At 60.1% G+C, this 24,136-nt stretch carries 29 protein-coding genes; 7 read left to right on the plus strand and 22 right to left on the minus strand.

Annotated features, from left to right (window positions below):
* Positions 1-12: 12 nt before the first annotated feature.
* The 4 genes from VGF98_00795 to VGF98_00810 all read right to left on the minus strand — a co-directional run bounded on the left by VGF98_00795 (position 13) and on the right by VGF98_00810 (position 4,138).
* Positions 13-1,554: a GMC family oxidoreductase gene (locus VGF98_00795; protein HEY1680165.1), complete on the minus strand. Its 1,542-nt coding sequence runs from the start codon at positions 1,552-1,554 to the stop codon at positions 13-15.
* Positions 1,551-2,126, minus strand: coding sequence for a hypothetical protein (locus VGF98_00800; GenBank protein ID HEY1680166.1), 576 nt, complete (start codon positions 2,124-2,126; stop codon positions 1,551-1,553). The genes VGF98_00795 and VGF98_00800 overlap by 4 nt, the downstream gene beginning before the upstream one ends.
* A gap of 9 nt (positions 2,127-2,135) precedes the next feature.
* Positions 2,136-3,236 carry a hypothetical protein gene (locus VGF98_00805; GenBank protein HEY1680167.1) on the minus strand — a complete coding sequence of 367 codons (1,101 nt, stop codon included), beginning with the start codon at positions 3,234-3,236 and terminating at the stop codon, positions 2,136-2,138.
* Between the two features lie 68 nt (positions 3,237-3,304).
* The gene (locus VGF98_00810) at positions 3,305-4,138 is read right to left on the minus strand and encodes a retropepsin-like aspartic protease (GenBank protein HEY1680168.1); all 834 of its coding nucleotides are present in this window, start codon (positions 4,136-4,138) and stop codon (positions 3,305-3,307) included.
* Positions 4,139-4,224: 86 nt separating this feature from the next.
* Here VGF98_00810 and VGF98_00815 point away from each other — a divergent pair, with 86 nt between their 5' ends.
* Positions 4,225-5,196: a hypothetical protein gene (locus VGF98_00815; protein HEY1680169.1), complete on the plus strand. Its 972-nt coding sequence runs from the start codon at positions 4,225-4,227 to the stop codon at positions 5,194-5,196.
* On the opposite strand, the gene VGF98_00820 is transcribed toward VGF98_00815, so the two are convergent.
* The 12 genes from VGF98_00820 to VGF98_00875 all read right to left on the minus strand — a co-directional run bounded on the left by VGF98_00820 (position 5,174) and on the right by VGF98_00875 (position 13,946).
* On the minus strand, positions 5,174-6,397 hold the full coding sequence (locus VGF98_00820) for an MFS transporter (GenBank protein ID HEY1680170.1): 1,224 nt from the start codon (positions 6,395-6,397) through the stop codon (positions 5,174-5,176). The genes VGF98_00815 and VGF98_00820 overlap by 23 nt on opposite strands.
* A 7-nt stretch (positions 6,398-6,404) precedes the next feature.
* Positions 6,405-6,875, minus strand: coding sequence for a ribosome maturation factor RimM (rimM, locus tag VGF98_00825; protein HEY1680171.1), 471 nt, complete (start codon positions 6,873-6,875; stop codon positions 6,405-6,407).
* 7 nt (positions 6,876-6,882) lie between these two features.
* A complete protein-coding gene (locus tag VGF98_00830) occupies positions 6,883-7,524 on the minus strand; it encodes a KH domain-containing protein (GenBank protein ID HEY1680172.1) in 642 nt (213 codons plus the stop codon).
* A complete protein-coding gene (gene rpsP, locus VGF98_00835) occupies positions 7,524-7,820 on the minus strand; it encodes a 30S ribosomal protein S16 (protein ID HEY1680173.1) in 297 nt (98 codons plus the stop codon). Before rpsP ends, VGF98_00830 begins: the two co-directional genes overlap by 1 nt.
* 10 nt (positions 7,821-7,830) lie before the next feature.
* Positions 7,831-9,159 carry a signal recognition particle protein gene (gene ffh / locus VGF98_00840; protein ID HEY1680174.1) on the minus strand — a complete coding sequence of 443 codons (1,329 nt, stop codon included), beginning with the start codon at positions 9,157-9,159 and terminating at the stop codon, positions 7,831-7,833.
* The gene (locus VGF98_00845) at positions 9,160-9,420 is read right to left on the minus strand and encodes an acyl carrier protein (GenBank protein ID HEY1680175.1); all 261 of its coding nucleotides are present in this window, start codon (positions 9,418-9,420) and stop codon (positions 9,160-9,162) included. It lies immediately after the preceding gene.
* Between the two features lie 38 nt (positions 9,421-9,458).
* Positions 9,459-10,229: a glucose 1-dehydrogenase gene (locus tag VGF98_00850; protein HEY1680176.1), complete on the minus strand. Its 771-nt coding sequence runs from the start codon at positions 10,227-10,229 to the stop codon at positions 9,459-9,461.
* On the minus strand, positions 10,226-11,170 hold the full coding sequence (gene fabD, locus VGF98_00855; protein ID HEY1680177.1) for an ACP S-malonyltransferase: 945 nt from the start codon (positions 11,168-11,170) through the stop codon (positions 10,226-10,228). The genes VGF98_00850 and fabD overlap by 4 nt, the downstream gene beginning before the upstream one ends.
* Before the next feature lie 6 nt (positions 11,171-11,176).
* The gene (rpmF, locus tag VGF98_00860) at positions 11,177-11,395 is read right to left on the minus strand and encodes a 50S ribosomal protein L32 (GenBank protein HEY1680178.1); all 219 of its coding nucleotides are present in this window, start codon (positions 11,393-11,395) and stop codon (positions 11,177-11,179) included.
* Between the two features lies 1 nt (position 11,396).
* Complete coding sequence (locus VGF98_00865; protein ID HEY1680179.1) at positions 11,397-11,888, minus strand: DUF177 domain-containing protein; 492 nt, start codon at positions 11,886-11,888, stop codon at positions 11,397-11,399.
* 395 nt (positions 11,889-12,283) lie between these two features.
* A complete protein-coding gene (locus VGF98_00870) occupies positions 12,284-13,084 on the minus strand; it encodes a hypothetical protein (GenBank protein HEY1680180.1) in 801 nt (266 codons plus the stop codon).
* A gap of 10 nt (positions 13,085-13,094) precedes the next feature.
* Complete coding sequence (locus tag VGF98_00875) at positions 13,095-13,946, minus strand: energy transducer TonB (GenBank protein ID HEY1680181.1); 852 nt, start codon at positions 13,944-13,946, stop codon at positions 13,095-13,097.
* A 464-nt stretch (positions 13,947-14,410) separates the two neighbouring features.
* On the opposite strand from VGF98_00875, the gene VGF98_00880 reads away from it, so the two are divergent.
* The gene (locus VGF98_00880; protein HEY1680182.1) at positions 14,411-15,055 is read left to right on the plus strand and encodes a hypothetical protein; all 645 of its coding nucleotides are present in this window, start codon (positions 14,411-14,413) and stop codon (positions 15,053-15,055) included.
* A gap of 165 nt (positions 15,056-15,220) precedes the next feature.
* Here VGF98_00880 and VGF98_00885 read toward each other — a convergent pair whose 3' ends face one another.
* Entirely contained in the window at positions 15,221-16,426 is a 1,206-nt protein-coding gene (locus VGF98_00885) for a YbfB/YjiJ family MFS transporter (protein HEY1680183.1), read from the minus strand.
* Positions 16,427-16,527: 101 nt separating this feature from the next.
* Between VGF98_00885 and VGF98_00890 the strand changes: the two genes are divergently transcribed.
* A complete protein-coding gene (locus VGF98_00890) occupies positions 16,528-17,208 on the plus strand; it encodes a DUF899 family protein (GenBank protein HEY1680184.1) in 681 nt (226 codons plus the stop codon).
* Here the strand turns inward: VGF98_00890 and VGF98_00895 are convergent.
* On the minus strand, positions 17,205-17,483 hold the full coding sequence (locus VGF98_00895) for a hypothetical protein (protein HEY1680185.1): 279 nt from the start codon (positions 17,481-17,483) through the stop codon (positions 17,205-17,207). The genes VGF98_00890 and VGF98_00895 overlap by 4 nt on opposite strands.
* A gap of 74 nt (positions 17,484-17,557) precedes the next feature.
* Entirely contained in the window at positions 17,558-18,307 is a 750-nt protein-coding gene (locus VGF98_00900) for a glucose 1-dehydrogenase (protein HEY1680186.1), read from the minus strand.
* A 150-nt stretch (positions 18,308-18,457) separates the two neighbouring features.
* Between VGF98_00900 and VGF98_00905 the strand changes: the two genes are divergently transcribed.
* From VGF98_00905 to VGF98_00920, 4 genes are all read left to right on the plus strand, one after another.
* The gene (locus VGF98_00905; protein HEY1680187.1) at positions 18,458-18,934 is read left to right on the plus strand and encodes a MarR family transcriptional regulator; all 477 of its coding nucleotides are present in this window, start codon (positions 18,458-18,460) and stop codon (positions 18,932-18,934) included.
* A 41-nt stretch (positions 18,935-18,975) separates the two neighbouring features.
* Positions 18,976-19,668, plus strand: coding sequence for a transglycosylase SLT domain-containing protein (locus VGF98_00910; GenBank protein HEY1680188.1), 693 nt, complete (start codon positions 18,976-18,978; stop codon positions 19,666-19,668).
* Between the two features lie 23 nt (positions 19,669-19,691).
* Entirely contained in the window at positions 19,692-20,024 is a 333-nt protein-coding gene (locus VGF98_00915) for a hypothetical protein (protein HEY1680189.1), read from the plus strand.
* A 434-nt stretch (positions 20,025-20,458) separates the two neighbouring features.
* The gene (locus tag VGF98_00920) at positions 20,459-20,701 is read left to right on the plus strand and encodes a hypothetical protein (protein ID HEY1680190.1); all 243 of its coding nucleotides are present in this window, start codon (positions 20,459-20,461) and stop codon (positions 20,699-20,701) included.
* 1,378 nt (positions 20,702-22,079) lie between these two features.
* Here VGF98_00920 and VGF98_00925 read toward each other — a convergent pair.
* From VGF98_00925 to VGF98_00935, 3 genes are all read right to left on the minus strand, one after another.
* Positions 22,080-22,406 (minus strand): hypothetical protein, encoded by a 327-nt coding sequence (locus VGF98_00925; GenBank protein HEY1680191.1) that lies wholly within the window; start codon positions 22,404-22,406, stop codon positions 22,080-22,082.
* A gap of 9 nt (positions 22,407-22,415) precedes the next feature.
* Positions 22,416-23,690, minus strand: a complete 1,275-nt coding sequence (locus VGF98_00930) for a choice-of-anchor tandem repeat GloVer-containing protein (GenBank protein ID HEY1680192.1) — start codon at positions 23,688-23,690, stop codon at positions 22,416-22,418.
* Positions 23,691-23,802: 112 nt separating this feature from the next.
* Positions 23,803-24,105, minus strand: coding sequence for a hypothetical protein (locus VGF98_00935; protein ID HEY1680193.1), 303 nt, complete (start codon positions 24,103-24,105; stop codon positions 23,803-23,805).
* Positions 24,106-24,136: the final 31 nt, after the last annotated feature.

The following is a 24,136-nucleotide window of genomic DNA, read 5'->3' on the forward strand; positions in this document are numbered from 1 at the left end:
ACGAGGTCGCCCCTAGTTAGCGTAGCGGCTCCACTCCGCGGCGATACGCCGGCCCTGATACCGGGCCATCGCCATGATGGCGATCATCGGGTTTGCGCCGCACGACGTCGGAAAGGCGGACGAGTCGCAGACGATTAGACCATCCGCTCCTCGAACCTCTCCCCGCGAATCGAGCATGCCTTTGCGCGGGTCTTCCGACATTTTCATTGAGGCTTGTGCGTGTGCCGAAGTCACCAGTGTCTCGTTAGGAACGAACTGCAGGTTTTCGCATAGTGCGGACTCGCCGGCCGACACGAACCGCGCATTCCCGCGCGACGTGAGCGGCTCCGACGACGTCAGGATCGCTTCCATTGCACCCGACGCAAACGCGATTTCCACCATTTTTTGCGCGGCGAGGCGGAGCCGGGACTTGTCTTCATCTCCGAGTGCATAGTAGATGTCTGCTTTGTTGGTTGTGGCGTTCCAAACAACCCGGTTGTTGTCATCGACCGTGTCGACCAGCATCGCGCCGAAACCGCCTAATCGCGAATATGCCCGCATGAGCTCGAAGTGATCGGCCCCGAACCCGGGCAATGCGATGGCTGCGTCGATCGGGTGATCGAAAAGACATTCGATCATGAATTGGTGTTCTTTATAAAAATAATCGCTATAGTACGAACCGGTGATGCCCCGGTAGTTCGTGATCGATCGTTCGTGGACGGCGGCAACCGGCAAGCTTGGATGCAGTACTAAACCGCGCCCGATCCGATCGTAAGGGTCGGGCGTCAGGGAACGCTGCAAGAGTGCCGGCGATTCGATCGCGCCGGCCGCTACGATAACGAGCCTTGCCGTAACGTCCAGGCGTTCGCTTTCGATCGTCGCGGAAGCGCCCGTAGCTCGAACGGCTCCGCGTATCTTCTCAAATCGGATTCGGTCGACCGAACAATCTGGTATTAGGCGGACCCCGCGTTGCAGGGCATCCCGCATGTACGTGACTAGCGTGCCGCGCTTTGCATCGTACGCACAGCCCTGCCCACAAAAACCGCAGCCGATACAGCCTTGCATATTGAGCTCGAATTTTCGCACGGCGATACCGAGCCGGTTGCAGCCCTCTGCGAAGAGGCGGTTATTGTCGTTCACTTCCTTGTCGCCCGGCGTGTGGACGTTGCAGCGCTTGCGAACATCGTTGGTCGCGGTAACGAGATTGAGGCCGGGGACGTCGAAGTCGCTCGCGTCCCCACGCAAGGAAAATCCGGCTAATCCATACTCCGCACGCCAGCGATCCCACACCGCGGGAATCGGATCGAACGCCAACGCATAATTTACGGTCGTGCCACCGCCGACACACTCGCCACCGGCAACCGGAATGGCGCCGTCGACGGTCGTCCTTCCGCCGCGATCGGCGAGCAACACGGTCATGTCGAGCTCTCGTTGATCGAACTGCGGCGCTTGAAAATAACCGCCTCGCTCGAGCACGATAATCGACAGCTTCGAAAACTCCGACAGCGTTGCCGCAAGCGTCGCGCCGCCCGCGCCCGATCCAATGATGAGCACGTCGCAAACGAGGTTCTTCAACGGGCTTGGCTCAGCAATGGTCCCCGATACCCTATCGCGCTCCAGGATTCCGGCATCGAATAAAGCGTCGATAAAGACAGAGCGCGTACGGATTGGTAGAACCGCCGGCGCACGTTAAACGCAGAATGCTGCCACAACGCAATGTAGGCGATACGAGCGGACGGTTCTGCATCCACGAAGGTCTGGGATGCGCGTAATCCGGAGGCAGCGAAGGCCGCGGCATCGATGGTGCCGCTCTTGTCGTCGTTTTCGTGCGGAGCGGTCGCTCGTTCGATCTCGATCGTCTGCGGCGACGATACCGCAAAGGCATCCATCTGGTTGAACGCACGAAGAGACGCGGTAAAAACTGCGTCGGCATTCAGCCTGTATATGCCGTCCATTCGTGCGACGAGAGCGTCGGAAGAGATGTCAGGAAATCCGGACGTTCCGATCGGTAGCATCGTCGCTATCAGGGCGTTCAGGATCGGGCCACTTCCGCTAGCGCTCGGAGCGGATGCCAGCGCCGTTTTCCGCAAGAACGCAGCTGCAGCGGCGCCCGCAGCCATGCTTTTGACAAAATCAGTGCGGTTCACGGCAAGCCGTTACCGGGCGTTCTCGGGGACGGCGCGATAGGCGGCGACGTCGTCGGTCATGATCTTCTCGGTGACGGAGTACGTGCCCGATGACGTGCCGGTAAAACTCCAATGTTCCGACGCTTGGCTCGCGTTGGCATTCAATGCGCTATCCGGAATCGCTTTCAGCGAATCGTAACGGTAGAGCACATAGTTTTGGCCCGGTTGTAGGCCCGAGACCGTGACGGTCAAGGTGAGAGGGTCGGACGGGGGACGCGTATCGGAGTGTTTGGCGATCTGCGGAACTTCGTCGTTGGCGCTGGTCGCAACACGCACGGGAATCGTCTCGTGGTCGTCGTCGCGGACGCCGGTAACGGCGGCGCCATAATTCTTTCCGTAATCGGGAAGCGAATACCAGGGCACGTCCGGCCCGTCGGCCTGCTTTCTGCTGCGCTGGAAACTTCCGAACGGATACGTGAACACGTAACGTGAATGGCCGGGACCGGATCCTAAGAGGCCATTGTCACTGAACGCGATCCGGTCGTCGGGATCGTAGCCATCGCTGCTTTGGCGTGCGTCGATACCGAGCACGGGGACGATATGGTCGTATTCCGGCGAGCCGGCGCGCGGATTGCGGTCGCCATAGAATCGATAGTCGTTGGTGTAGATGCCGATCACGACGGGATAGCCTTGCTTTACGTTCTGTTTGACCCAGGCGAGAAAGTCGTGCGGGCTCTTCTCGGTTTTTCGGTTCCACTCGGTAGCGGCGAGGTGCATGTTGCGCGCGGCGCGCATATCCGAGCCGCCGAGCAGCAATTGGCTTCGATAATCGTATTGCGGCGCGTCGGTCGCGGCGGCACGCGCATCGTATTGCGAAATATACTGCCCGTAAAAGAGGCCCGCGCTGATAAACGACACCTCGCCGCAATAACCGTAGTTATGTTCCCATTGATAACGCGGGTCGATGTCGAGACGGTATTGATGTCGATTTTGGCTCGTGATCCCGGCTGGCGCGGCCGCGGGCAAAACCGGTCCGTTACAGCCCGACAGTACGAGCGAAGCCGCTATCGTGGGTGCGACAATGACGGCACTGAACACTCGGACCCGGTTTACGCGAAGTTGTTCGAACATGATGTAACGGAGTCGCTTCTATTGGCGTCGAGCGACGGCCTGGAAGCGGCAGCCAAGTTGCGGCTAGGCTAGCACGGATGGGCCTTTGCGATGGTCAGGCGGCCGCGCAGATAGTCGAGCGTAACGACATATTTCTCAAGCGTCCGGTTGCCGATGTTGATATCGAACGCGTCGTCGGACGAGGGCAAAAAACGCACCGCCGGCGCACCGAACTTCGTGTCGCCGATGCGAAGTTCGGATAGCGAACCTTGCGTTTCGGAGTGCGACCGTTGCAGGCCAAGTTTGGCGATGCCGCGCTTGGTCACCACCGGCGTTCCCGAGTTGCCGGTATCGATGGCGGCGGAAATACGCTTCTCATTGGCCCAGGCATCGCCGACATCGATCCAGCCCGACGGCAACATATTGAACGGCGCCGTCAATGGAGCATCGTCGTGACTGGTCATCATCGAAGTTTCTCCGCACGGATAGTCGATGCGAACGCTGCGTCCGTCGAAGAAGTTCGAACCGAGGACGCCCGCCAGAGACACGCCGAGCCGTTTACTCATCGCCGAGAGATCCGTCACTACGATGTCGAGCGGCCCGATGGCCATCGCTCCGTAGCGCAGGCCGTGCAACGTCGCGGGGAACGCCTTCGTCGTACCAGCAGCCATATCGTTGCCGCGGGCGGCCGGGCCGTTCGCACGAATTGCAAGCGACTTTGCGACGGCCGCATCGACGATCGAGGGCGTCGTTCCGGTGTCGAGCAGAAATGCATACGGGCCTTTGCCGTCGACGGTCGCCGAAACCACGATCTCGTGGTGGACGTAGCGGAACTTCACGGTCGTCATCGACGACGGCGCGAGCGGCTTAGCCGCGCCGACCAGTGCGAACATCAAGCAGGCTCCAGCCAGCGATCGAAGCATCAACGTTCAGACTTTCTTCACGGGAAGTTGCGAGGCTATCGGCAGATTCATCGTTGCTTCACTTTTCATTTTGAGGAGCAGTAATCATGCGTTCTTATACTCACGCCTTCGCGCCGGCTATCGTGCCGGCCGTCTTTATACTCGCAGCATGTAGCGGCGCCGGATCCGGAGTGCCGGATGCAGCTGCGGCGCCCACTGTTGCCGGGGCCGTGTCCGGTGCTGCTGCGGCGGCGTCCGGCGTTGCTGCGACGGCGCGCGGTTGGATGTCTCCCGAGGCCAAACGGCACGGTACGAAAGTGTACGTGGCGGACCTGGTGCGCAACGTCGTGCGCATCTACGCTCCCGGCGGCGGCAACGAAATCGGCGAAATAACGACTGGGATCGACGGGCCTTACGGTATGTGGGTGGCTCCCGGCGGCTCGCTCTACGTATCCAACGTTACCTCCGGCACCATTACCGTTTACCCGGATGGCCAGGACTCGCCGAGCGCAACGCTTGGCGGCGCGACCAACGTGATCGGCGTGGGGGTTTCCAAGTCCGGCGACGTCTACGCAGCGGGGTTCGGAAGTAACGCCGTCTACTATTACGCGAAGGGTGCAACCTCGCCAACGCGCACGGTAACATTGCCGGGGCCGGAAGGCTTCGGCATCGACGCCAAACAGAACGTGTATGCCGCCTATAATAACGGCGGCTATTCCGGCCGCGTCGAGAAGTATTCGCGCGGTTTGGTGAACGGCGAAGATCTCGGCATTGCAGAGGGGATGGCGAGCGACGCAAAGATCGACGCGAGTGGAAATCTGTTGCTCGGCGATCAGTCGAATCACGTTATCAATATTTTCCCCGCCGGCGCGACGCACCCAACGAGCTCGATCGCCAATCCGAGCGGGATTCCGTTCAAGTTCGTCCTGAACAAGAAACAGACGCTTCTGTACGTCGCGAGCCTTTCGCAAGGCACCGTCAACGTGTATAGCTATCCGAAGGGCGTGCTGCAAACGACGACCTTCAACGGCTTGCTGACGGTGTCGTCGGTGGCCGTTAGTCCGCCGGCGATGTACTAGGTGCCGTAGTCGATAGGGCGCGTTCGCGGAACGGAAGCAGCCACAACGCCGACGCGCCCAACAACACCGTGCCGATAACGATCGTCTGAGTGACGCCGGCTGCGCCGCCGAGATAACCACCGACGAGCGAGCCGAGCGGCAAGGTGCCCAACACGAACGTGCGTATCGTCGCATTGACGCGGCCTTGCATACGCATATCCGTGAGCGCCTGGCGGTAACTGACCTGATTGATATTGTAGATTGGAACAGTAATGGCCGATGCCGCCGTCGCTACGCCGAGCACGACGTATGGAAGGCCGAAGGGCGCAAGTAGATTTACGCCGCTACCGACCGCTCCGAACAAGATTGCGCCGATGAGGACGCGGCGCAAGCCGAAGCGCGCTCGTAGGCGAGCTGCGAACAACGCTCCGACGAAGCCGATTTCCGCAACGCCGAACGCTATTCCGAGCCAACCGGGTTGCAGCCGCAGAATACGATAGGCGTAGATCAATATGACGGCGTTGACGATCCCGATGCCGAAGTTGACGGTTGCAGTCGTTAGCGCCACCCATCGCAGATCCGGCGATGCCACCACGAAACGTATTCCTTCGCCGATCTCGCGGAGGCACTGTTGCCCGGTCAGCCTCGGTCCCTCGTGCGCGGGTTCTCGCTTGCGTATCATGCTTAGGCTCAGCGCCGACACGAGATACGAAAACGCGTCCACGCCGATGGCAACGGCAGCCCCGAGCCACTGCACGAGTATACCCCCCAATGCGTTTCCCGCCATCTGCGATCCCGAGTTCGAAAATTCTAGCTTGGCATTGGCGTCGGTCAGTTCGTCTGCCGGGACGATGACGGGAAGATACGATGGATACGCAACGCCGAAAAAGACCGATGCCGTGCCACTCACTAGGGCGACCACATAGATCACTGGAAGCGTCAGGTGTCCATAGAGGGCGGCAATCGGGATCGCCGCCAGCACGAAAAAACGCACCCAATCCGAGATCAGCATCATCCTGCGGCGTGAATAACGATCGGCTAAAACGCCTACGAACATCCCCAGCACCGGAAACGGAAGCATCTGCAGCGCTGCAATCGCGCCGACTTGCGGCGCGGTCGCGTGCAGAACGAGCACGGCGAGCGTCGGCAAAGCAAAGCTCGTTAGGGCCGATCCGAGCAGGCTCACGGTTTGGCCGGCCCACAGTTTTTGAAACTCGGTCATCGCGGACCTAGACCTCGGGAAATAACTCCGCGGGCGGCGAGATCGTTATGCGTTTGGCTGGGATGTCGACGTCGCGGATAAACTCCGAGACCATCGGCACCATCACGCCGCTCACGATCAACATGTCGCTGGCGGGATAATGCGCGATCGAATCGACGGTTCCATAGCTGCGGCCATCGGCGGCATCGATCACGTCGCAGCCGGCGAGATCGGTGTCGAGATATTCGCCCGGTTCGACGTCGACGCGATCGCGCGATGTGTAGAGCATGGCGCCGCGGAAACGTTCGGCGGTATCGGCGTCGTCGACGCCCTCAATGCGAACTAGCAGCCGTCCTTTATGCGGACGTACCGACGTGAGTTTGATGCTGGCGCCTTCCCAGTAAAACTCGGCACCGGCTAAAACGAGCGTGCGACCCGCATCGGTCGGATCGCACTTTACCTCGCCACGAACGCCGAACGGCCCGGCAATCCGGGCCACCGGCACGTCATTCTTCCTTGGCATCATCCGCGGCGTCGTCGCCGGCTTCTTCCGTATTCATGATATCGACCGACACGCGGCTCTCGGCGGTCGCACGAACCAACGTGCGCAATGCATGCGCGACGCGCCCGTTGCGGCCGATGACTTTGCCGAGATCGTCGGGAGCGACTACTAACTCGATCACCGGCTGTTGCGCTTCGTCTAGGAACAACTCGACCGCGACCTTCTCGGGTTCGGTAACGAGTTTCTTCGCCAGAAAATCCAGCATGACGGAAGCGCGGCGATGTCCCGCCCACGGATCTTGCGGATCGGCGTTACGACGCCGTTGCGGCCGGTCGCCGTACGAGGGGCGGTCGTCGCGACGACGGCGATCGTTGCGCTGTCCATATCCGCCGCCGCCTTCGGGTCGCGGCGGACCGTCGTTGCGCGGCGCACCCGCACCCGCGGGCGTGCCCTCGAAACGCGGTTGCGCATCGGATCGCGGCGCGCGATCGGCGGTGGGCGCCGACCGGCGTGGCTCGTCGAGTTCGATTTCGTCGATGATCGTTTCGTTCGCGCCGCCGATCGTGCGCGCGCCCAGGGTAGGGCGTCGCTCGGCCTCTTCGGTCTCTTCGCCGAAGAGTCCGAATTCGTCGTCGAACGCGCTCATTATGCTGCGCCTTTAGCGTTCTTGGGAGCGCGCTTGAATTCGCGAATCGGTCCGCGTTCCATGATGCCGCGCTCGGAAAACAAGCGGCGCACGGTCTCGGACGGTACGGCGCCCTTCGACAACCATTCTTTGGCTTTGACTTCGTCGACTTCGATGGTGCGCGGTTCGGTGCGCGGATTGTAATGGCCGAGGATTTCGATAAAGCGTCCGTCGCGCGGCGCACGTGCGTCGGCTACGACGAACCGATACGTCGGCTGTTTTTTGGCGCCCATGCGCCGGAGTCGGATTTTTACCATAGCGTTACTTTCATTTGAATGCGGGCAAACGCGGCATACGCTTCTTATTGCGTCCGCCGCCAAGCTGTTTCATCATTAGGCGGGACTGTTCGAACTGCTTGACGAGCCGGTTGACGTCGGACACTTGCGTGCCCGAGCCAAACGCGATGCGCTTGCGGCGCGAGCCGTTGAGCAGGTCGGGGTTGCGGCGTTCCCGTCGCGTCATCGAGCAGATGATCGCTTCGATGCGAGCCAGATCTTTTTCGGGGATCTGGAAATCTTTGGGCAACCGCCCGGAGAGGCCGGGAATCATCTTCAACAGGTCGGTCATCGAGCCGAGTTTGCGCATCTGACGCATCTGGTCGAGAAAATCGTCGAGCGTGAAACTCTGTTTGAGCAGCTTTTCTTCGAGCTCTTTGGTTTGCTCGGCGGTGTAGAGCGACTGCGTCTTCTCGATGAGCGTGAGCATGTCGCCCATGCCCAAGATGCGCTGCGCTAACCGATCCGGATAGAACGGTTCGAGCGCGTTGAGTTTTTCCCCGACGCCGACGAATTTAATCGGCGCGCCGGTATCGGCATGGATCGAGAGCGCCGCGCCGCCGCGCGTGTCGCCATCCATTTTGGTAAGCATCACGCCGGTGATGCCGAGCCGCTCGTTGAAGCCGCGCGCCACCGTGGTGGCTTCTTGTCCAGTCATCGCATCGACGACCAGCAAGATTTCTTTGGGTTGAATGGCGGCTTTGATGCGCTCGAGTTCGCGCATCAGATCGTCGTCGATTTGCAGGCGGCCGGCGGTGTCGATGATGACGGTCGAGATGCCGAGGCGTTTGGCTTCGGCCACGCCGTCGCGCGCGATCTTGACCGGATCGCTGGTGCCGCGTTCGAAGACCGGCAGATCCAATTGGCGGCCGAGGGTTTGCAACTGGTCGATGGCGGCCGGACGGTAAACGTCGGCGGCAACCAACAGCGTGCGACGGCCTTGTTCTTTGAGTCGCAACGCGAGTTTGCCGGCTTGTGTGGTTTTGCCCGAGCCTTGCAGCCCGACGAGCATGATCACCGAGGGTGGTGCGTCGGAGAATTGCAGACGGGCTTGCGCGCCGCCGAGCATGGCGACCAGTTCGTCGTAGACGATTTTGACGATCGTCTGCGCCGGCGTGAGCGAATCGAGCACTTGCGCGCCGATGGCCTGCTCTTTGATACGAGCGACGAATGCCTTGGCTGCGGCCAAAGAAACGTCGGCCTCGAGGAGCGCTACGCGGACCTCGCGCAGCGCTTCGTTAACGTCGCTTTCGCTGAGTTTCCCGCGACCGCTCAAGCGCGCGAAAACCGCGCTCAAGCGTTCGCTGAGTTGATCGAACAATTAGGTCGTGGTACCGCCGCCGCCGCTCGCGTTGGCTTCATCGACGCGTTTGACGGCGTCGCCGACGGTCTTGATTTTTTCGGCTTCCTCGTCGGGAATATCGATGTTGAACTCGGTCTCGAACGCCATCACCAACTCCACTTGGTCGAGGGAGTCGGCGCCAAGATCGTCGGTGATCGACGCTTCCGGCGTCACTTCCGATTCATCGACACCGAGCTGCTCGACGATGATCTTCTTGACTCGATCGAAGGTCGTGGCCATTGCTTCTCCTTAATAAGTGCGCGTACGCGTGTACGAATTCACATGAACACCCCGCCGTCGATGACGAGGGTTTGCCCCGTAATGTAAGCAGCTGCTTGCGAGCAGAGGAACACAACCGGACCGCTTACGTCCTCCGGCGTTCCCGTTCGCCCCAACGCGGCTTGATTCGTCAACACTCCGCGCGCGGCTTCGGGCATCTTTTCGGTCATGGCGGTCTCGATGAGGCCCGGCGCGACGGCGTTGACTCTTATATTCCTCGAACCCAACTCCTTCGCGGCGGATTTACACAAGCCAAGCAGGCCGGCTTTCGAAGCGGCGTACATGCTTTGACCGGCGTTTCCGAACGCACCGACGACGCTGCTGACGAGCACGATCGATCCCGAGCGCGCCTTCATCATCGGTTTCGCGACGGCGGCGGTTAGATAGAACGCGGATTTCAGGTTGACGTCGAGCAGGCGGTCCAACGCCTCGTCGCGCAATCGGATGAGGAGCCCGTCTATGGACTGGCCCGCGTTGGCAACAGCGCAATCGAGGCGGCCGAAGCGGTTGAGGGAGCCCGCGACCGCCTCATCTACCGCCTGGCGATTAGCAACGTCGCACGGTATCACGAGTGCCGACGTGCCCGTCCGGGCGGCTGCGCAGTGAGCGGCCGTTTCTTCCAGCGCGCTTACATCGCGTCCAACGAGCGCTAGGTCTGCTCCGTGACGGGCGAATTCTATCGCGATGGCTCTTCCGATGCCCCGGCTGGCTCCGGTGACTAAGGCAACCTTACCGTGGAGGCTCGAGTCGAGGGTCATGTCGGCGGTCATGCGGGCGCTTTCGCTAGTCTTTGACGTAACTTTTCGACGCCGTTGAAATCGCTGACGGTGGTGACCTCGGGCGCGTCCGGCATGCGCTTCATGAGCGGTCCCAGTACCCCGTTAGCGCCGAACTCGACGACCAGGTCGAGATCGTAGGTGAGGAGGCGCGCGGCCGTGTCGTGCCACCGTACCTGCGAGACGATCGACTCCACTAGCCGTTCGCGGATCGTTGAGATGTCTCGGTAGGGCTGCGCATCGACGTTGGAGATCACGTCGAACTCCGGGACTTTGAAATTCGCGTTGGCCACTTCGCGAGCGAAGCGTTCGACGGCGGGGCGCATCAGCTCGCTGTGCCAGGCGCCGGAGACGTTGAGGGTTACCACGCGTTTGGCCCCTGCTTCGAGCATTGCGTCGCCGGCTTGCTGGACCGCTTTGAGGTCGCCGCTGATGACGATTTGCGAGGGGGCATTAAAATTGGCGAGGGCGACTCTTCCCGCTCCGCTGCTGCGGGTTTCTGCTGCGACGCGCTCGATGACGGCGGCGTCGAGGCCGAGAACGGCCGACATCGCGCCGGGCGCGAGTTCGGCGGCATCCTGCATGGCCTTGGCTCTTTCGTCGACTATTCTTACCGCGTCTTCGAAGCCGATGCTCTTGGCGATAACCAGACTGCAGATCTCACCGAACGAATGGCCGGCGCTGACTGCTGGTTGTATCCCGCTTCCGACCGCCTCGTAGAGTGCGAGGTTGGTCGCGAAAATGGCCGGCTGGCTGAATTGCGTTTCGCGAAGTTTTTCATCCGGGCCGGCGATCTGGAGCGCGAGTAGGTCGTAGCCGAGCACGCTCGAGGCGCGGTCGAACACATTTTGCGCGCCGGTCGACTGGACCGCAACGTCGGCGCCCATGCCGACTGACTGCGAACCTTGGCCCGGGAAAACGACGCCTACGCGCACCCTCCGCTAGGGCTGATCTGGTGCCGCTGCGGCGTGAGTGTGCTCGTCTTTGATTTCCATGACTTGGCGACCGGCGTACGTGCCGCATTTGCCGCACGCGAAATGCGGCCGCTTGGGCTCGTGACACTGCGGGCACTGGACCGTCGTGACGGGTTCCAGTTTCCAGTTGGCCGCTCGGCGGCTGCGCGTTTTACTGCGCGGCGTTTTCCATTTTGGGTTTGCCACGTTAGTCTCCGTCTTCTCCGTTGTCGTTGTCGTTGTCGATGTTGCAGGCGCACTGGCCGGCGTTTAAATTCGCGCCGCAGGAGCCGCACAGCCCCTTGCAGTCATCCGTGCATCGCAGACCCATCGGCAGAACGGTCAGGACGACCTGCCGCGCGAGATCCGCGATATCGAGCTTGCCGTCGATGAGGACGTTGCCCTCGCCGAACGGGTCGGCTTTGCGATCGATCTGCGGGTCGAGCCGCTCGTCTACCTCTACTAGCAGTTGCCGCTCGACGTGCTCGAGACAGGCGTCGCAGTCGCCCTCGGCGGTTGCTTGAATCTGACCCTCGACCATCAGGATACGGTCGGCGCACTTCATTTCGAGATCGATCCGGGCCGGCTCGGGAAACTTGATTCCTTCGAACGACTCGAGGGGGACGTGCTCGTGGAGCGTCAGGACCTGACCTGCGCCCGAGAGGATTCCCTGGATATCGACGGTGTGCGGACGTGCCATATGCAGTATGAAAGGCCCCGCCGGCAGCGGAGCCTACAATCGCTCATTTTAGGGTGTGGTGGCGTTGTTGTCAAACCGCTCTGCTGGGGCGCGGGCCGACGCGCGCTCGCGCGGCCTTGAGCGGGGCCCTTGAGTTGCGGGACACATGGAAATCCGACTGTATGGAATTCGGACTAGACTTAGTCCACTGGTTCACAATTCGGCAGTGGTGAAGCCCGCCGAATTCAGCCGATCTAGCGGCTTGGGCGCAATTATCCACAAGCGGACCGTTTCTCGGCGCCCAAAAGGTGCGCCGAACGAGCGATAGGGCTGGCCCGCAAGGGTGATCGGTGCGAATTTTGCCTCATCAAGAAGGTGAACGAGTGGACTAGACTTAGTCCGAAGTCCGTATGGGACTAGTGCGGGTATACGCGCGCAAAGTCTGCTTTGAACACGTACGTTCCCGGCACGGGCGCGCAATAGAAGCGCGCCGGCGCGTACGTGGATTGCAGTGCGGCGTCCTTCGTCACGTTTTCTTCGGCTTTCGAAGCCGTCGATGACAGCACGTACGCCTTGGCGGCACGGCCACTCGCATCGACGTACACGATGACTCGAACCGAGCCCTCGCCGCTAGCGATACCGGGACCCCTCGGAAAATCCGGCGAAACCGCCTTCTGGATCGTTGCGGCGTCGCTGAGGCTTCCACAGGTCACCGCCGGCAGCGCCTGGACGAACTTCGCAGCAAGATGCAACGTCGCACCTGCCGGCTGCGGAGGAACTGCGGGATTCGCGGGAGTCTTGGTTTGGAACTCGCGCGGCTCGGTGGCGCAGGCTGTTTCGGCGCCGCCGTCGAGGCGGTATGAATCGACGTAGATAAACTTCGCCTCGATCGGTTTCGGGAATGTTATTTCGACCGGTGCGGTGTTCTTGATGCTTCGCGGCCCGGAAAGCGCCAACGCGGGAACATCGACTCCGTACGCGTCGGTCGCGGAGAAGACGACGAGATGCGCGCCTGCCGACGCACCGTCGGCCCGCAGATGTGCAACGAGCGTTGTCGGCGACGTGACGGCCGCTTCGACGTCTACAGAACAGAATGGATCTCGAGCGGATGGATCGGCGACCACCTCGACCGGCGGGGTCGCCTGGGCGTCAGCGACAAAACCGCTCGCGCAAAAGAAAGCGCCGGCCAGCGCCAGCGTACCAAGTTTGGTCCTCACAGCATGCACGCTACTTGTCGAATTCAACGGTGAAAAGATATGCGGCGTTAACCGGCATGCAATGTATGAGCGCGGGCTGGTAGGTCGACCGTATCGCGGCGGCTTGGGCCTGCTCGTCGGTAACATCGATACCGCTCGATCGCGTAAGATAGGTCTTAGCAATTTGGCCGGTCGCGTCGACGTATACTGCGACGATGGCGGTTCGCATCTTATCCAGGTTCTCGATTCCATCGGGCTGTACCGCGTGCGTTACGATCGCGTCGCGATCCGGCGCGCCGCAATTCGTGACCGGAAGCTTTTCTTTGAGGGTCGCCGGAAACGTTATATAGTGATTCAACAACGCGGGAGAGGGCCGGTTTAGGCCGACCGTCGCATAGTCGAACTGTCCAAGTTTAAAAGGTTCTATCGCGCATTGCACTTCTGGAGCGCCGTCCGCGGAATAGGATTCGATATATGCGTTTTTGACTTCCACGGCTTTGGGTAACGCGATAAGAAATTGGGACGTGCCGTTTTCACTGACAAGTTTGAACGTCATGAGCGGAAGGACGTGCACCGAAAATGCCTCGGTTGCGGTCATCAACACCAGTCGCGCCGACAGCTTCTTTCCTTGCGTGAAGAGCGTGGCCAGTAGGCGATCGCTCGTGGCGCTCTCGGCGTTGCTCTTAACGTCCCAACCGGCCATGGAAAGCGACACACCGCAAAACGGATCGACGCCGGGCGGTGGACCATCCCCATAGTGAACGCTTTGAGCGTACGCCGGCGACGCCGCGAACGAGCTCGCGAACAGCAACGTGGCGACAACACCGATCGGGCGAATTGACTCGCAGCCGCGCCATAGAAGCGCGCGCCACCTCTCAAACATCGTGCGAAGCTCCCTCCCGTGTCAGGTACGACACGAACCGGGGACTTACCGGCTAGCGGGCGTCGGTCGGCATTTTGCCGGGTCGAACGCGACGTCTATGAGCGAAAATGCCGAACACGTCACGAACATTCGCACGAGCATACACTTAGACGGAACGCGGCACCGGCGCGAACACGGGCACGATTCGAGCACCATCACGCCCACGGTGAAGAAACGCCGACGGACCCCGGCATCAATTTGACCGACAAATAGTAAGCTTCGGTCGTCGCGGGGCTATCGGCCCTCATGCAAGAAGAGCGACCTGTATGCGGCGGCTTATCGCTTCCATCTGCTTCTTTTTTGCCTTATGCGCGCCGCTCTGCGCCGGCGCGCAGACGGTGACGCCATCGCCAAGCCCTTCGCCTGACCCGCCCTATTGGGTAGATCCTTTTTGCAGCGTAGCCGCCGACTACGATTACTGGGACGTGGCGCGCAATCGGGGCATCGACGACGGGCCAACAAGTTATCTCCTCGGAAGGCTGTATGCTCACAGTACCGGCGTTTCCGCGCACGTCATCTTGCTGTCCGACACCGACGCGTACGAAGCGTCGATTTCGACGCAGCCGTTAAGCGGCGACGCCGACTACCTGCGCCATTCGACGCAGTTTCTGATCGCGTTACCCAATGCGATGCAAATCCGATATGCCTATGTGGACTCATACCAGCTCGATGGCGGCACCGTCGTAAATTGCCCGACGGAAGCAAATCACTTCGAGAAGGGCATCGGTCAAAACGCCCCCGCCGACATCAAGATGACGCCGACATTTGCGGCCTCGTTTCGTCAAAAGTTGCCGACCCTGACTTGCGGCAAAGTGTACAGGGCGGCGACGGTAATGCGCGCGGAGTCGCCACGCGGCATCCAGACGGGCAAGACGCTCCAGGTGAAGATTGCGATTTATATCAACTCGGATGGGTCGCTGGCGAAATCGTTCGTGTATAAAAAGAGCGGAGTCGACTATGCGGACGCGCTGGCACTCGATGCGGCTAATCGGTCGTCCTACATCGCGGCGCAGTTCTTATGCACGCCGATCGTGGGTGAGTACCTATTTACCGCGGACTTCGAACCGTAGGCCAACCAGCGTCACGACCGGACGACGATCGTCAGGCGCCGCGAGCGTTTCTCTCCAGGATGAAAATATTTGGGCAGTCGACGGCTTGGAGCGGTGGCTTGAGTAGCTAACGCACTCGATCGCTCCGGCCACGCAAGGGTCGGCACGTCGTCAGCTGCCATAGCGTTAAGCCGACCGTTCACGTGATCTCTTCTTCTGCAGCGCAAACGGAACGAACAGTTCGAGTGCGGCAGCGACAACAATCGCTGCGGTCGCGATCACAAATAACAGCCGGTAGTCGCGTGCGGAATTCACGAATATCGCCGAGTAGGCATATGCGGCTACCGCCTGCGAGGCCGCGAATACGACCGTCGCCCGGCTCCATTTCGCGTTCTGGCGCGGCGCATCGTTGGGATAGATCTCGCGTAACCAACCCAGTGTAAGCGGGACGATGCCCGGCGGGAAACTTCCGACTACGAACGCCACGACGCTGAGAACCGCCACGTTCGACGATACGCTCAGCGCGGCGAGTGCGACGATCTGCAATAGTAACGCGCAGCGAATAGCTCGCGTTGCGCCGAACCGATCGGTCAGCCAGCCGTATGCCAACGGCCCGCACATCGATCCGACGCCGTAGACGATCCATAGCAGCGACGCAGCACCCGTACCATCGCGCAAGCCGCGTGCGACGAAATCGACGAAAAACAGCATCGGCGGTACTAGCCCAACGGCCATGCATCCATACACCACGTCCAGCAGCGTCGATCCGTATCCGCGCGCTGCGCGTTCGGGTGCGTTTTTTAGCGTGACTTGGAGTTGCGGTCTGTGCGACGCCTCCGGCCAGGCCGTCCAGTTAGCGAGTGTCAGCGCCAACGAAACGACGCCCAGTCCGATCCACGTGCCCGTCAGCCCCACGTGAGCCAAGAGCGCGGGCACGAGCGTTCCGGACGCCGCGATGCCGACGCCGACGCCTAAGAAAATCGCGCCGCTGGCCGCGCCCTCGCGTTCTTTTGGAACGCTGGGCAGTATCGCCGCGGCAACGAGCACCACGATCGCGCCGCCGGCGATGCCCGACAACAAACGCCATGCGAAAAACCAATCAATCGAAAGCGGAAACGCGCACGCGATGAACGCCGCCGCAACGAGCAGTTGCATGGTTCGAAGAACGGCGACGTTTGATGAGCGGGCCGCCATCCACCGTCCGCCGAGAGCACCCAGCAAATATCCAGCCAGATTTGCGGCGCTCAGAAAAACCACGGCCGCTTCGGGAAACCAGTGCTGCGCGATCAATGGCGGCAACAGCGGCGTATACGCAAAGCGCGCAAAACCGACGCCAATGAGCGTGGCACAGAGACCTGCTATGAGCGCGCGCGCGACGGCCGGGCGTTGCATCTGCCCCGGCTTCTCCCAGGCACTCCCCGTACGCTGCTTTGCAGAGATGAGCGAGTTGCGGCCGGCTAATAGTCGCCGACCTTTTGGGGTACGGAGACTCCATGCGTCAAACGAATCTGACCAACGAGCCTGCCGACTATATCGAACGTCGCGAGGCGTTGCGACTAGCCGAGATCGAGGAAATGCGGCAGCGCGAGCGAGTCGCCGAACTGCGACGGCAGTTACCCAAGGGCGCTCCGATGCAAGACTACGAGTTTTGGGAAGGGCCGTCCGATTTGTCGGCGGGTGACGAGCCGGTTCGTTCGGTTCGGCTGAGCGAGCTATTTAGCGCTCCCGGCCGAGCGTTGGTCATTTATCAGTTGATGTACGGGAAAAAGCAAACGGAGCCGTGTCCGATGTGCACGATGTGGATCGACGGTTACAACGGCGTGGCGAGGCATCTGGCGCAAAACGTGGATTTCGCGATTGCGGCGGCGGCCGACCCGGCCGCGTTGCGTGCGTACGCGCGTGTACGCGGTTGGAAGAATTTACGGCTGTTAAGTTGCGGCGACAGCAGGTTCAAATACGACATGGCCAGCGAAGACGCCGATGGCGCGCAAGATTCCACGATGTCGGTGTTCTCGCGCGATCCGCATGGAACGGTTCGACATTTCTACACTTGCCATCCGCACTTGGCCGACGATAACAATCAGCGCGGTATCGACCTACTGACGCCGGTCTACAACATGCTCGATCTCACGCCGGCCGGGCGCGGCGACTGGTTCGCGGGTCTCGACTACTAGTTGGCTTTGGCGGCGTGGTCGCCGGCGGCGACGGCTTCCTTTTCGCAGGCGTAGGCGCCGTGTTTGGTGTGGCCGTACCACGTCTCGCCCTTGTAGTGATACACGCCGGTTGGCAGATTAATCCAAACGACCTTATCGCTGTGGCAATGCGATGTCGCTGCACTCTCGTTGTCGTACGTCGTCATCTGGTCGGGTTTGCTGCTTTTCCCGCCGCCGCAGGCGGTGAGTAATGCAACGAGGCACAGCGCCCCGGCGGTCACGGTCTTGCTACGCATCAATCGTTTTGCTCCTCATGAGATTGTCGCGCGTTGCCGCTACGCTTCGGCCTTGTCGCGCACCCTCCCGTGAGCTAGTGCAGGCCGCCCGAAGCGCTGATGCGTTCGCCGGTCAGCCACGCGGCTTGATCCGACGCTAAGAAAACGACCACCGGGGCGATGTCTTCCGGCGTTCCGATACGTCCGAGCGGGGTCATTCCGACCATCGCGGTTTCGAACGGGCTATCCTTGATGCCCGCGGTTCGAACGCCTTCCGTATTCGTTACGCCGGGCGCAACCGTATTCACACGAATCTTGCGCTCGCCGAGTTCCTTAGAAAGTACCGATGTGAGCGCGTCGACTGCGCCTTTGCTGGACGCGTAAACGACGGACTGCGGCTGCGGATTTTCGCTGACGATGGAACTGACGTTGACGATACTGCCGCCCGAAGCCGGAAAATATTTCAGGGCTTCGCGGCTGGTCAGGATCGGACCCAATACGTTGGTATCAAACTGGCGGTGAAAATCTTCTTCGCTCACGTCTTCCAACGGACCGAACGCGAATACGCCGGCGTTGTTGACCAGGACATCGAGGGCGCCCAACTGGCTTTTCACCGCTTCGAACATGCTGCGCACATCGGCGCTTCGGGAAACGTCGCCTTGCACGGCGATGGCGCGACCGCCGGTCGTTTCGATTGCCGAAACCGTCGCCTGCGCTCCTTTTTGGTCGCTCGAATAGTTCACGGCCACGGCAGCTCCGGCTGCGGCTAAGCCTCGCGCTATTCCGGCGCCGATGCCTTTCGAGGCGCCGGTTACCAGGGCCACTTTGCCCGTAAGATCGATCATCTTGGTTACGTTCACTCCTGTTTGACGTCAAAATGTTTGACGTAAAAACATATTACAACCTCATATAGTTTGATGTCAAGCTATCTCAGGTCGAAGTTTCTTGACAACGAACGGCGCGTGCTTTACTTTTAGACGGTGAAATCAGACCACGTGGAACGTACGCTCGGACAGTCCGGCATTCGCATGACCGAGACGAGCGTCATCGAGGTCGTGTCGCGGCTCCATCGCGTGGTCGCGTTCACCGACGAGCGGCTCGACCGGATGTTTTCCGATCTCGGCGTCAAGCAAGGCGAGGCCGAGGTGCTCATGATCCTCGCGACCGGAAGCGATTTACCGCAGAGCCCGACCGGTGTGGCTTCGCAACTGCTGTGCTCCACCGGGGCGATGACCAACCGGCTCGACCGCCTCGAAGCGGCCGGGCTGATCGAACGGCGCCACGACACGAAAGACCGGCGAGCCATTCTACTTTCGATTACGGCCAAAGGGCGAAAGCTTGCAGTACGGGCAATCGAGGCGCGCGACGCAATGGGCGAAGAACTGTTGCCGGGCCTCACTATGGGCGATCGCAAAACGCTGGTCCGCCTCCTGCGCAAGATGCTGGTCGAGTTCGAGGACGCCGAACAGTAGCGCCCTTTCGCGTTTCCGGTGCGGTGGGATAGACGAGCGACATGACGATCGAATCGACTTCATCGCGGCTCGCATCCGAAGGCGTTCGGTACGCGACACAGATCGCGGGTGCCGCACGTAAACACGGGCTGAATCCGGAACTGCTCGCCGCCGTTGCGGCGCAAGAAACCGGTGGGCCCGGCAGCAACGCCGGACGCAATATCGTCGGAGACGGCGGCCACGGCCGCGGCGTCTTTCAGATCGACGACCGCTGGCACGACTTCGCCAAAACGCCGGAAGCGATGGATCCACAGGACAATGCCGACTATGCAGCCGGCATGATCTCCGGCTTGCTCAAGCGATACGGCGGGAACGTGCACGAAGCGCTCTCGGCGTATAACGCGGGAGATCCGGATGCGACGGGAACGCGAACACAATGGGGCGACGGCCAAAATCTCGGCTATGCCGATTCGGTGATCGAGCATTACCGACGGCTGACCGGAACGTCGGGGGCTGCGCCACCCGGAACGCCAGGCGCCGGGCCCGACGGACCGAACGATCCGTCTCCGCAATCGCCCGGAATCAACGCGTCGGGCGAACCCGCCGGACTCGCCGAATTACTTCAGGCCCTCGAGAGCATGGCTTCGTCGGGCACGGGTTCGATGCAACCACCGACACCGCCTCAGCCGCCGCAAAGCTACCATCGCCAGATGACCGATTATAGCAGTCTGTTCGATGACGACGACAACGGCTAACACCCGAATCAAGGAGAGACGACATGGCTTTTCTACTTCCGATCCTCGAAGGGGTCGGCTCGAGCTTGCTGGGCAACGCGATCGGCAGTGCCGTTGGTAATGGCGCATCGGGCAATCTCGAGAACAGCGCGATGAACGGGCTCAACGCGCAAGACGAGCAGTTTCAGCTCGGCATCTATGCGTCGGAAGTGCAGAACCAAGAACAGTTGCAGATGCAGAGTGAAGTGTTCGACCAGATGATGGACGAACGCAGCGAAAACATGCGCGAGATCGATACGCTTCGCAACGTCGACATGACCCAACGCAAAGCCGACGACAGCATCACCAAGAAATTCATACAAAGCATAACCGAGTAACGGCGTTCAAAGAGGCGCACAAAATGTCGTGCTCGTGAAACTCCAGGCAAAGGTCGCCAGAATAAAGGCCCCGATGCCGATGGCCACGAGCGACAGAGTTCGCCTCTTTTCCCAAACGCTTGCTGCCACGAGTGGCGTAACAATCACATACGCAACGAGTATCTTATCTACAATCGGAACCCAATCGTAACACCGATACGGCTCTATAGGCCATCGAGTCTGGAGAGCAAAACGAAACGCGAAACCGCCTAGTACGGATACGATCGAAACACCGAAGGCTGCGATAGCCGCAAGCGCACGAATCGTCCAACGAGCCATTCTAAATAATCCACTTAAGGAGAAGAATCTTGAGCTCCTATGTATCTTCGGAATGGAAAACGATTTTCTTGAGAGTGGTCCGTATCACCAAGAAATTTCATTCAGTCGATCACTGAATGAACGGACCAATTCTGCCGGTTCGCGCGGTCTCAACCGCCGCGCGGCCGGCGACGAAATCTCCCGACGACGACCTCACGCCAGACCAACAAGCGCAGGTTGCCGCCCAACATGCCGCTTTCGATTTCGACGCCGCCGAGAATGCCGAGCTGCAGCGCGAGCACGATGTGCTTCAAGCGTTGCTGATGGAAGAGCTCAAGAACGAGGACGAGATCGTTAAGAAATGGATCGCGTTGATCTGAGGCTTGCAGCGAGCTTGCTCCGCCACAAAGCCCAATCTTCTCGCTGACTAGTTGACGATACATTTCCACGGCAAATCACAGAGCGCGATGAAGGTGAAGTACATACTAGGCACATCCGGCCCTCCATTTGGTCCCAGGCAGCGACCGGATGCGCACTAGTGGTGAGTCCGCAAACGTCGACCGTGACGCAACGCAAGGCCGACGACCCGCGAAGCTTCGTGGCACACGACGAAGCCGCACGGTTGATTGAAGACGATCTCGCGGATGCCCGCAGAATGATAGCGGACTGCACTCTAACTGATGTTCAGGATAAGCGCGAGTCCCGAAGAAAGCGCTGCGGTTCGTTAGGGAGCGGAAAGCCGCGTAAAAGGCGCTAGCTGAGTTAAAGATCGGCAAACCCTCGGGGTCCCAAGCTTTAACTCAGCGTTTTGAAAAAGGGATTGCCCGGTTTATTGAGAGGCGTTGTCGAGTTGCGTAAACACTCCGAGGCATCCCCAACCTAAGCACCAATGTCCATCTATGTAGTACCAAACCTGCGCCCACTGACTACAAGTGTAATTGGGAATAACGTCAGACGACGGGCCACCAGATGACCAGGCAAACTTTGGTCTTTGAATTCCGACTATGAGGTTTGGGGATGCGCCGTTCGCTACGAGCATCTTCTTGGCTGCATCGGCGTGCCCGCTGTTCAGAAGAGCCGTAAATCGCGGGTCTTTAGCTAGTTTGTTGGCAGCAGCGGTATCCCGCGCCCGCTGGGGCGAATTGACGTTAGACCCAGCGGTCTTCTGCGCGAGTGCCGATGGAGTGTTTCCTGCGAGTATTAGAAACGCCGCGATCGTAGCGACAATGCGAAAATTCATAGATCTTATTCTCCCTTTACTCCGAGTGGAGGCCTGGAGCTGAATCGGTCCTTGGGGCAACCCAGGCCTTCCTAGCCTTAGCAGTATACAAGCATGCGCTTCTTGAGGTCAATGAAGAGATCCAGTTTCGGTGCTGCACTTTTGGAGCGGCTTGGATTTTGTTGAAACTCAATCGATGCGTAGCTCTCAGGCGTGCTCCTAGAACGAAGCTGGGAAGCGACAGGTGGCGCGATCGACTCGGACGATTCACTATCGCCTCGTCCTTGCTAATATAACCGCGTCTACCAGCGGCGTAGCCATTCCTTACGGGCGCGGAACTCCGCGTGCTAGCCGATTTTTGGCGGGCGTCGAGCGTCGATTTACCAGCCTCGCATCTCCAAGGCCATTGCGGCGCTCCCGGAGTCGCCGGCTTCTATGCCGTCCCGTCGCGGCAGAACGAACTTTTGACCTGTGCGAAGCTCCCTAACAAACTTATGTCGCCAAGAAGAGGAAGACCGAGGACAGCATCACCAAGAAATTCATTCAGTCGATCGCCGAATGAACGGACCAATCTGCCGGTTCGCGCGGTCTCGACCGCCGCGCGGCCGGCGACGAAATCTCCCGACGACGACCTCACGCCAGACCAACAAGCGCCGGTTGCAGCGCAACATGCCGCTTTCGATTTCGACGCCGCCGAGAATGCCGAGCTGCAGCGCGAGCACGATTTGCTTCAAGCGTTGCTGATGGAAGAGCTCAAGAACGAGGGCGAGATCGTTAAGAAATGGATCGCGTTGATTTGAACGCACGCGATCGAACGCCGGGGCACAAAGAAGGACGCCGCCCACCGGCGACGCCCTCCTTTTCATTAGCAATACCTACGGACTGACTTTGAAAATTGTGCCGCAGCCGCTGCCGCTGCAACCCGTTCCACCACCGAGATACGTCGTGCCGTACAACTCGCCCTGAAAATCGACAACCGGCGACTGTGGGCCACTTCCATCGCTACCGCCGGCAAAGCTATAGAGCACCGTGTCACTTCCTCCGGAGATTGGCTCTTCGAACACCGTTCCGAAGCCGCCCGTTCCGCCGCCGTTCGTCGTTCCGTAGAGTTTGCCGTTGTAATACAGCAAATCCGCGTCCGGTTGATTACCGTCGGGGATGTCGGTGAATGCGTAGAGTGCGTTCTCGGTGCCCTTCGTCGTGATCGAGAAGATCACGCCGGAATTCTTCGGACCGCCGCCTTCCGTCGTGCCATAGAGAACGCCTTTTACCGCGATGAGGCCGTTCGGATACGCTCCGTCGGCGGTCCCGGCAAACGTATGGAGAGTCTTCTTCTTACCGTTTTTGGTCAGTTCGTACACCGTACCGCAACCGGTCGAGCCGCAACCCGAACCACCAAAGAGCGTCGTGCCATAGAGCTTCCCATGCAGCGCAACGACGTTTGAATAATCGCGCTCGCCGTCGGTACCGCCCTTGAAACTGTAGATGACGCGCTCGGCACCGGCTGTGGTCGTTTCGTAGACCGTTCCGCATCCCGCGCCGCCACAGCCACTCCCGCCGCCGTACACGGTCGTGCCGTACAGCTCGCCGCCATCGTAGGTTAAACCACCCTCAGGACCTTGGGCGTCCGTGCTGCCCTTAAAGCTATAGAGGTTCGTTTCTTTGCCACTCGGTGTGACACTAAAGATCATTCCGGCTGAGTTCGCGCCGTTGCTCGACGTGACGCCGTACATGACGCCTTTGACGTTCGTTACCGGCCCGAACGGCCACGAACCGTCCTCTGCGCTGTTGAGATTGCCGCGAAAGTTATAGACGACGTCCTCTCTTCCGCTCTCGTTGACGGAATACACGGTGCCGCACCCGAGATAGCATCCATTGTTACAGCTTGCGGAGCAGTAATTTTTTGATCCGTTGAGCGTCGTGCCATAGAGCTTGCCCTTCACCGCGATCAGTCCGGCCAACGGGCTGGCGCCGTCGGGAGTTCCTTTAAACGCGTAAAGCTGCTGATAACCCGAAGAAGACGCGCGATGCGACGCTGTTTGTGCCGCTACGGTGTTCGTGGCTGGGTTCAACGCCCCACCAGAGCCGCCGCATGCGGTGAGAATCGTCGCGGATAAAACGATACCAACTAGAGTGCGCAGACGGGTCATTCCGGTACCTCCAAGACGAAAACGAAATTTGGTTTGGGGTTCAACGCTTACTGCGACGTCACATTCTTAGTCGATCCGGCGTTCCCACTTCTAAGACGTCGCCCGCGCGAGATCACAGTGGAGAGCACGGAAGCACTCTCGTGTAACTCATTACGAACGTCGCCAAAACGAGTGCAAGGAGTCCGACGACGACGATCGTCGCGCCGCGCGCTCTTCCTTGAATAAAGGCTACCGCTAAGGGCGCGGCCAGCAAATACACGACTAGAGCCGTCGCAACGCGTGACTCCCAAACGTAACAATGATACACCGGCGGCGGGCGCTGTGTGTTAAAAGCCATTCGTCCTGCGAGGCCGACGATCGCGCCGAACGCCGCTACGACATATCCCATCAGAGCGCCGAGGAGCGCACTCTTCAACGAATTCGCGGTCACAAGAATGACGTTGGGA

Origin of the sequence: Candidatus Tumulicola sp. (genome assembly GCA_036490475.1) — a bacterium.
Lineage (GTDB): Bacteria > Vulcanimicrobiota > Vulcanimicrobiia > Vulcanimicrobiales > Vulcanimicrobiaceae > Tumulicola.

Excerpts from the sequence above, each read along its gene's own strand:
- rpsP (HEY1680173.1), bottom strand. The coding sequence starts at position 7,820 with ATGGTAAAAATCCGACTCCGGCGCATGGGCGCCAAAAAACAGCCGACG.
- VGF98_00850 (HEY1680176.1), bottom strand. The coding sequence starts at position 10,229 with ATGACCGCCGACATGACCCTCGACTCGAGCCTCCACGGTAAGGTTGCC.
- VGF98_00810 (HEY1680168.1), bottom strand. The coding sequence starts at position 4,138 with ATGCTTCGATCGCTGGCTGGAGCCTGCTTGATGTTCGCACTGGTCGGC.
- VGF98_00900 (HEY1680186.1), bottom strand. The coding sequence starts at position 18,307 with ATGATCGATCTTACGGGCAAAGTGGCCCTGGTAACCGGCGCCTCGAAA.
- VGF98_00875 (HEY1680181.1), bottom strand. The coding sequence starts at position 13,946 with ATGTTTGAGAGGTGGCGCGCGCTTCTATGGCGCGGCTGCGAGTCAATT.
- VGF98_00895 (HEY1680185.1), bottom strand. The coding sequence starts at position 17,483 with ATGCGTAGCAAGACCGTGACCGCCGGGGCGCTGTGCCTCGTTGCATTA.
- VGF98_00845 (HEY1680175.1), bottom strand. The coding sequence starts at position 9,420 with ATGGCCACGACCTTCGATCGAGTCAAGAAGATCATCGTCGAGCAGCTC.
- VGF98_00925 (HEY1680191.1), bottom strand. The coding sequence starts at position 22,406 with ATGAAAAGGAGGGCGTCGCCGGTGGGCGGCGTCCTTCTTTGTGCCCCG.
- VGF98_00920 (HEY1680190.1), top strand. The coding sequence starts at position 20,459 with ATGAACGGACCAATTCTGCCGGTTCGCGCGGTCTCAACCGCCGCGCGG.
- VGF98_00820 (HEY1680170.1), bottom strand. The coding sequence starts at position 6,397 with ATGACCGAGTTTCAAAAACTGTGGGCCGGCCAAACCGTGAGCCTGCTC.
- VGF98_00815 (HEY1680169.1), top strand. The coding sequence starts at position 4,225 with ATGCGTTCTTATACTCACGCCTTCGCGCCGGCTATCGTGCCGGCCGTC.
- VGF98_00910 (HEY1680188.1), top strand. The coding sequence starts at position 18,976 with ATGACGATCGAATCGACTTCATCGCGGCTCGCATCCGAAGGCGTTCGG.
- VGF98_00805 (HEY1680167.1), bottom strand. The coding sequence starts at position 3,236 with ATGTTCGAACAACTTCGCGTAAACCGGGTCCGAGTGTTCAGTGCCGTC.
- VGF98_00890 (HEY1680184.1), top strand. The coding sequence starts at position 16,528 with ATGCGTCAAACGAATCTGACCAACGAGCCTGCCGACTATATCGAACGT.
- VGF98_00830 (HEY1680172.1), bottom strand. The coding sequence starts at position 7,524 with ATGAGCGCGTTCGACGACGAATTCGGACTCTTCGGCGAAGAGACCGAA.
- VGF98_00885 (HEY1680183.1), bottom strand. The coding sequence starts at position 16,426 with ATGCAACGCCCGGCCGTCGCGCGCGCGCTCATAGCAGGTCTCTGTGCC.
- VGF98_00915 (HEY1680189.1), top strand. The coding sequence starts at position 19,692 with ATGGCTTTTCTACTTCCGATCCTCGAAGGGGTCGGCTCGAGCTTGCTG.
- VGF98_00865 (HEY1680179.1), bottom strand. The coding sequence starts at position 11,888 with ATGGCACGTCCGCACACCGTCGATATCCAGGGAATCCTCTCGGGCGCA.
- VGF98_00930 (HEY1680192.1), bottom strand. The coding sequence starts at position 23,690 with ATGACCCGTCTGCGCACTCTAGTTGGTATCGTTTTATCCGCGACGATT.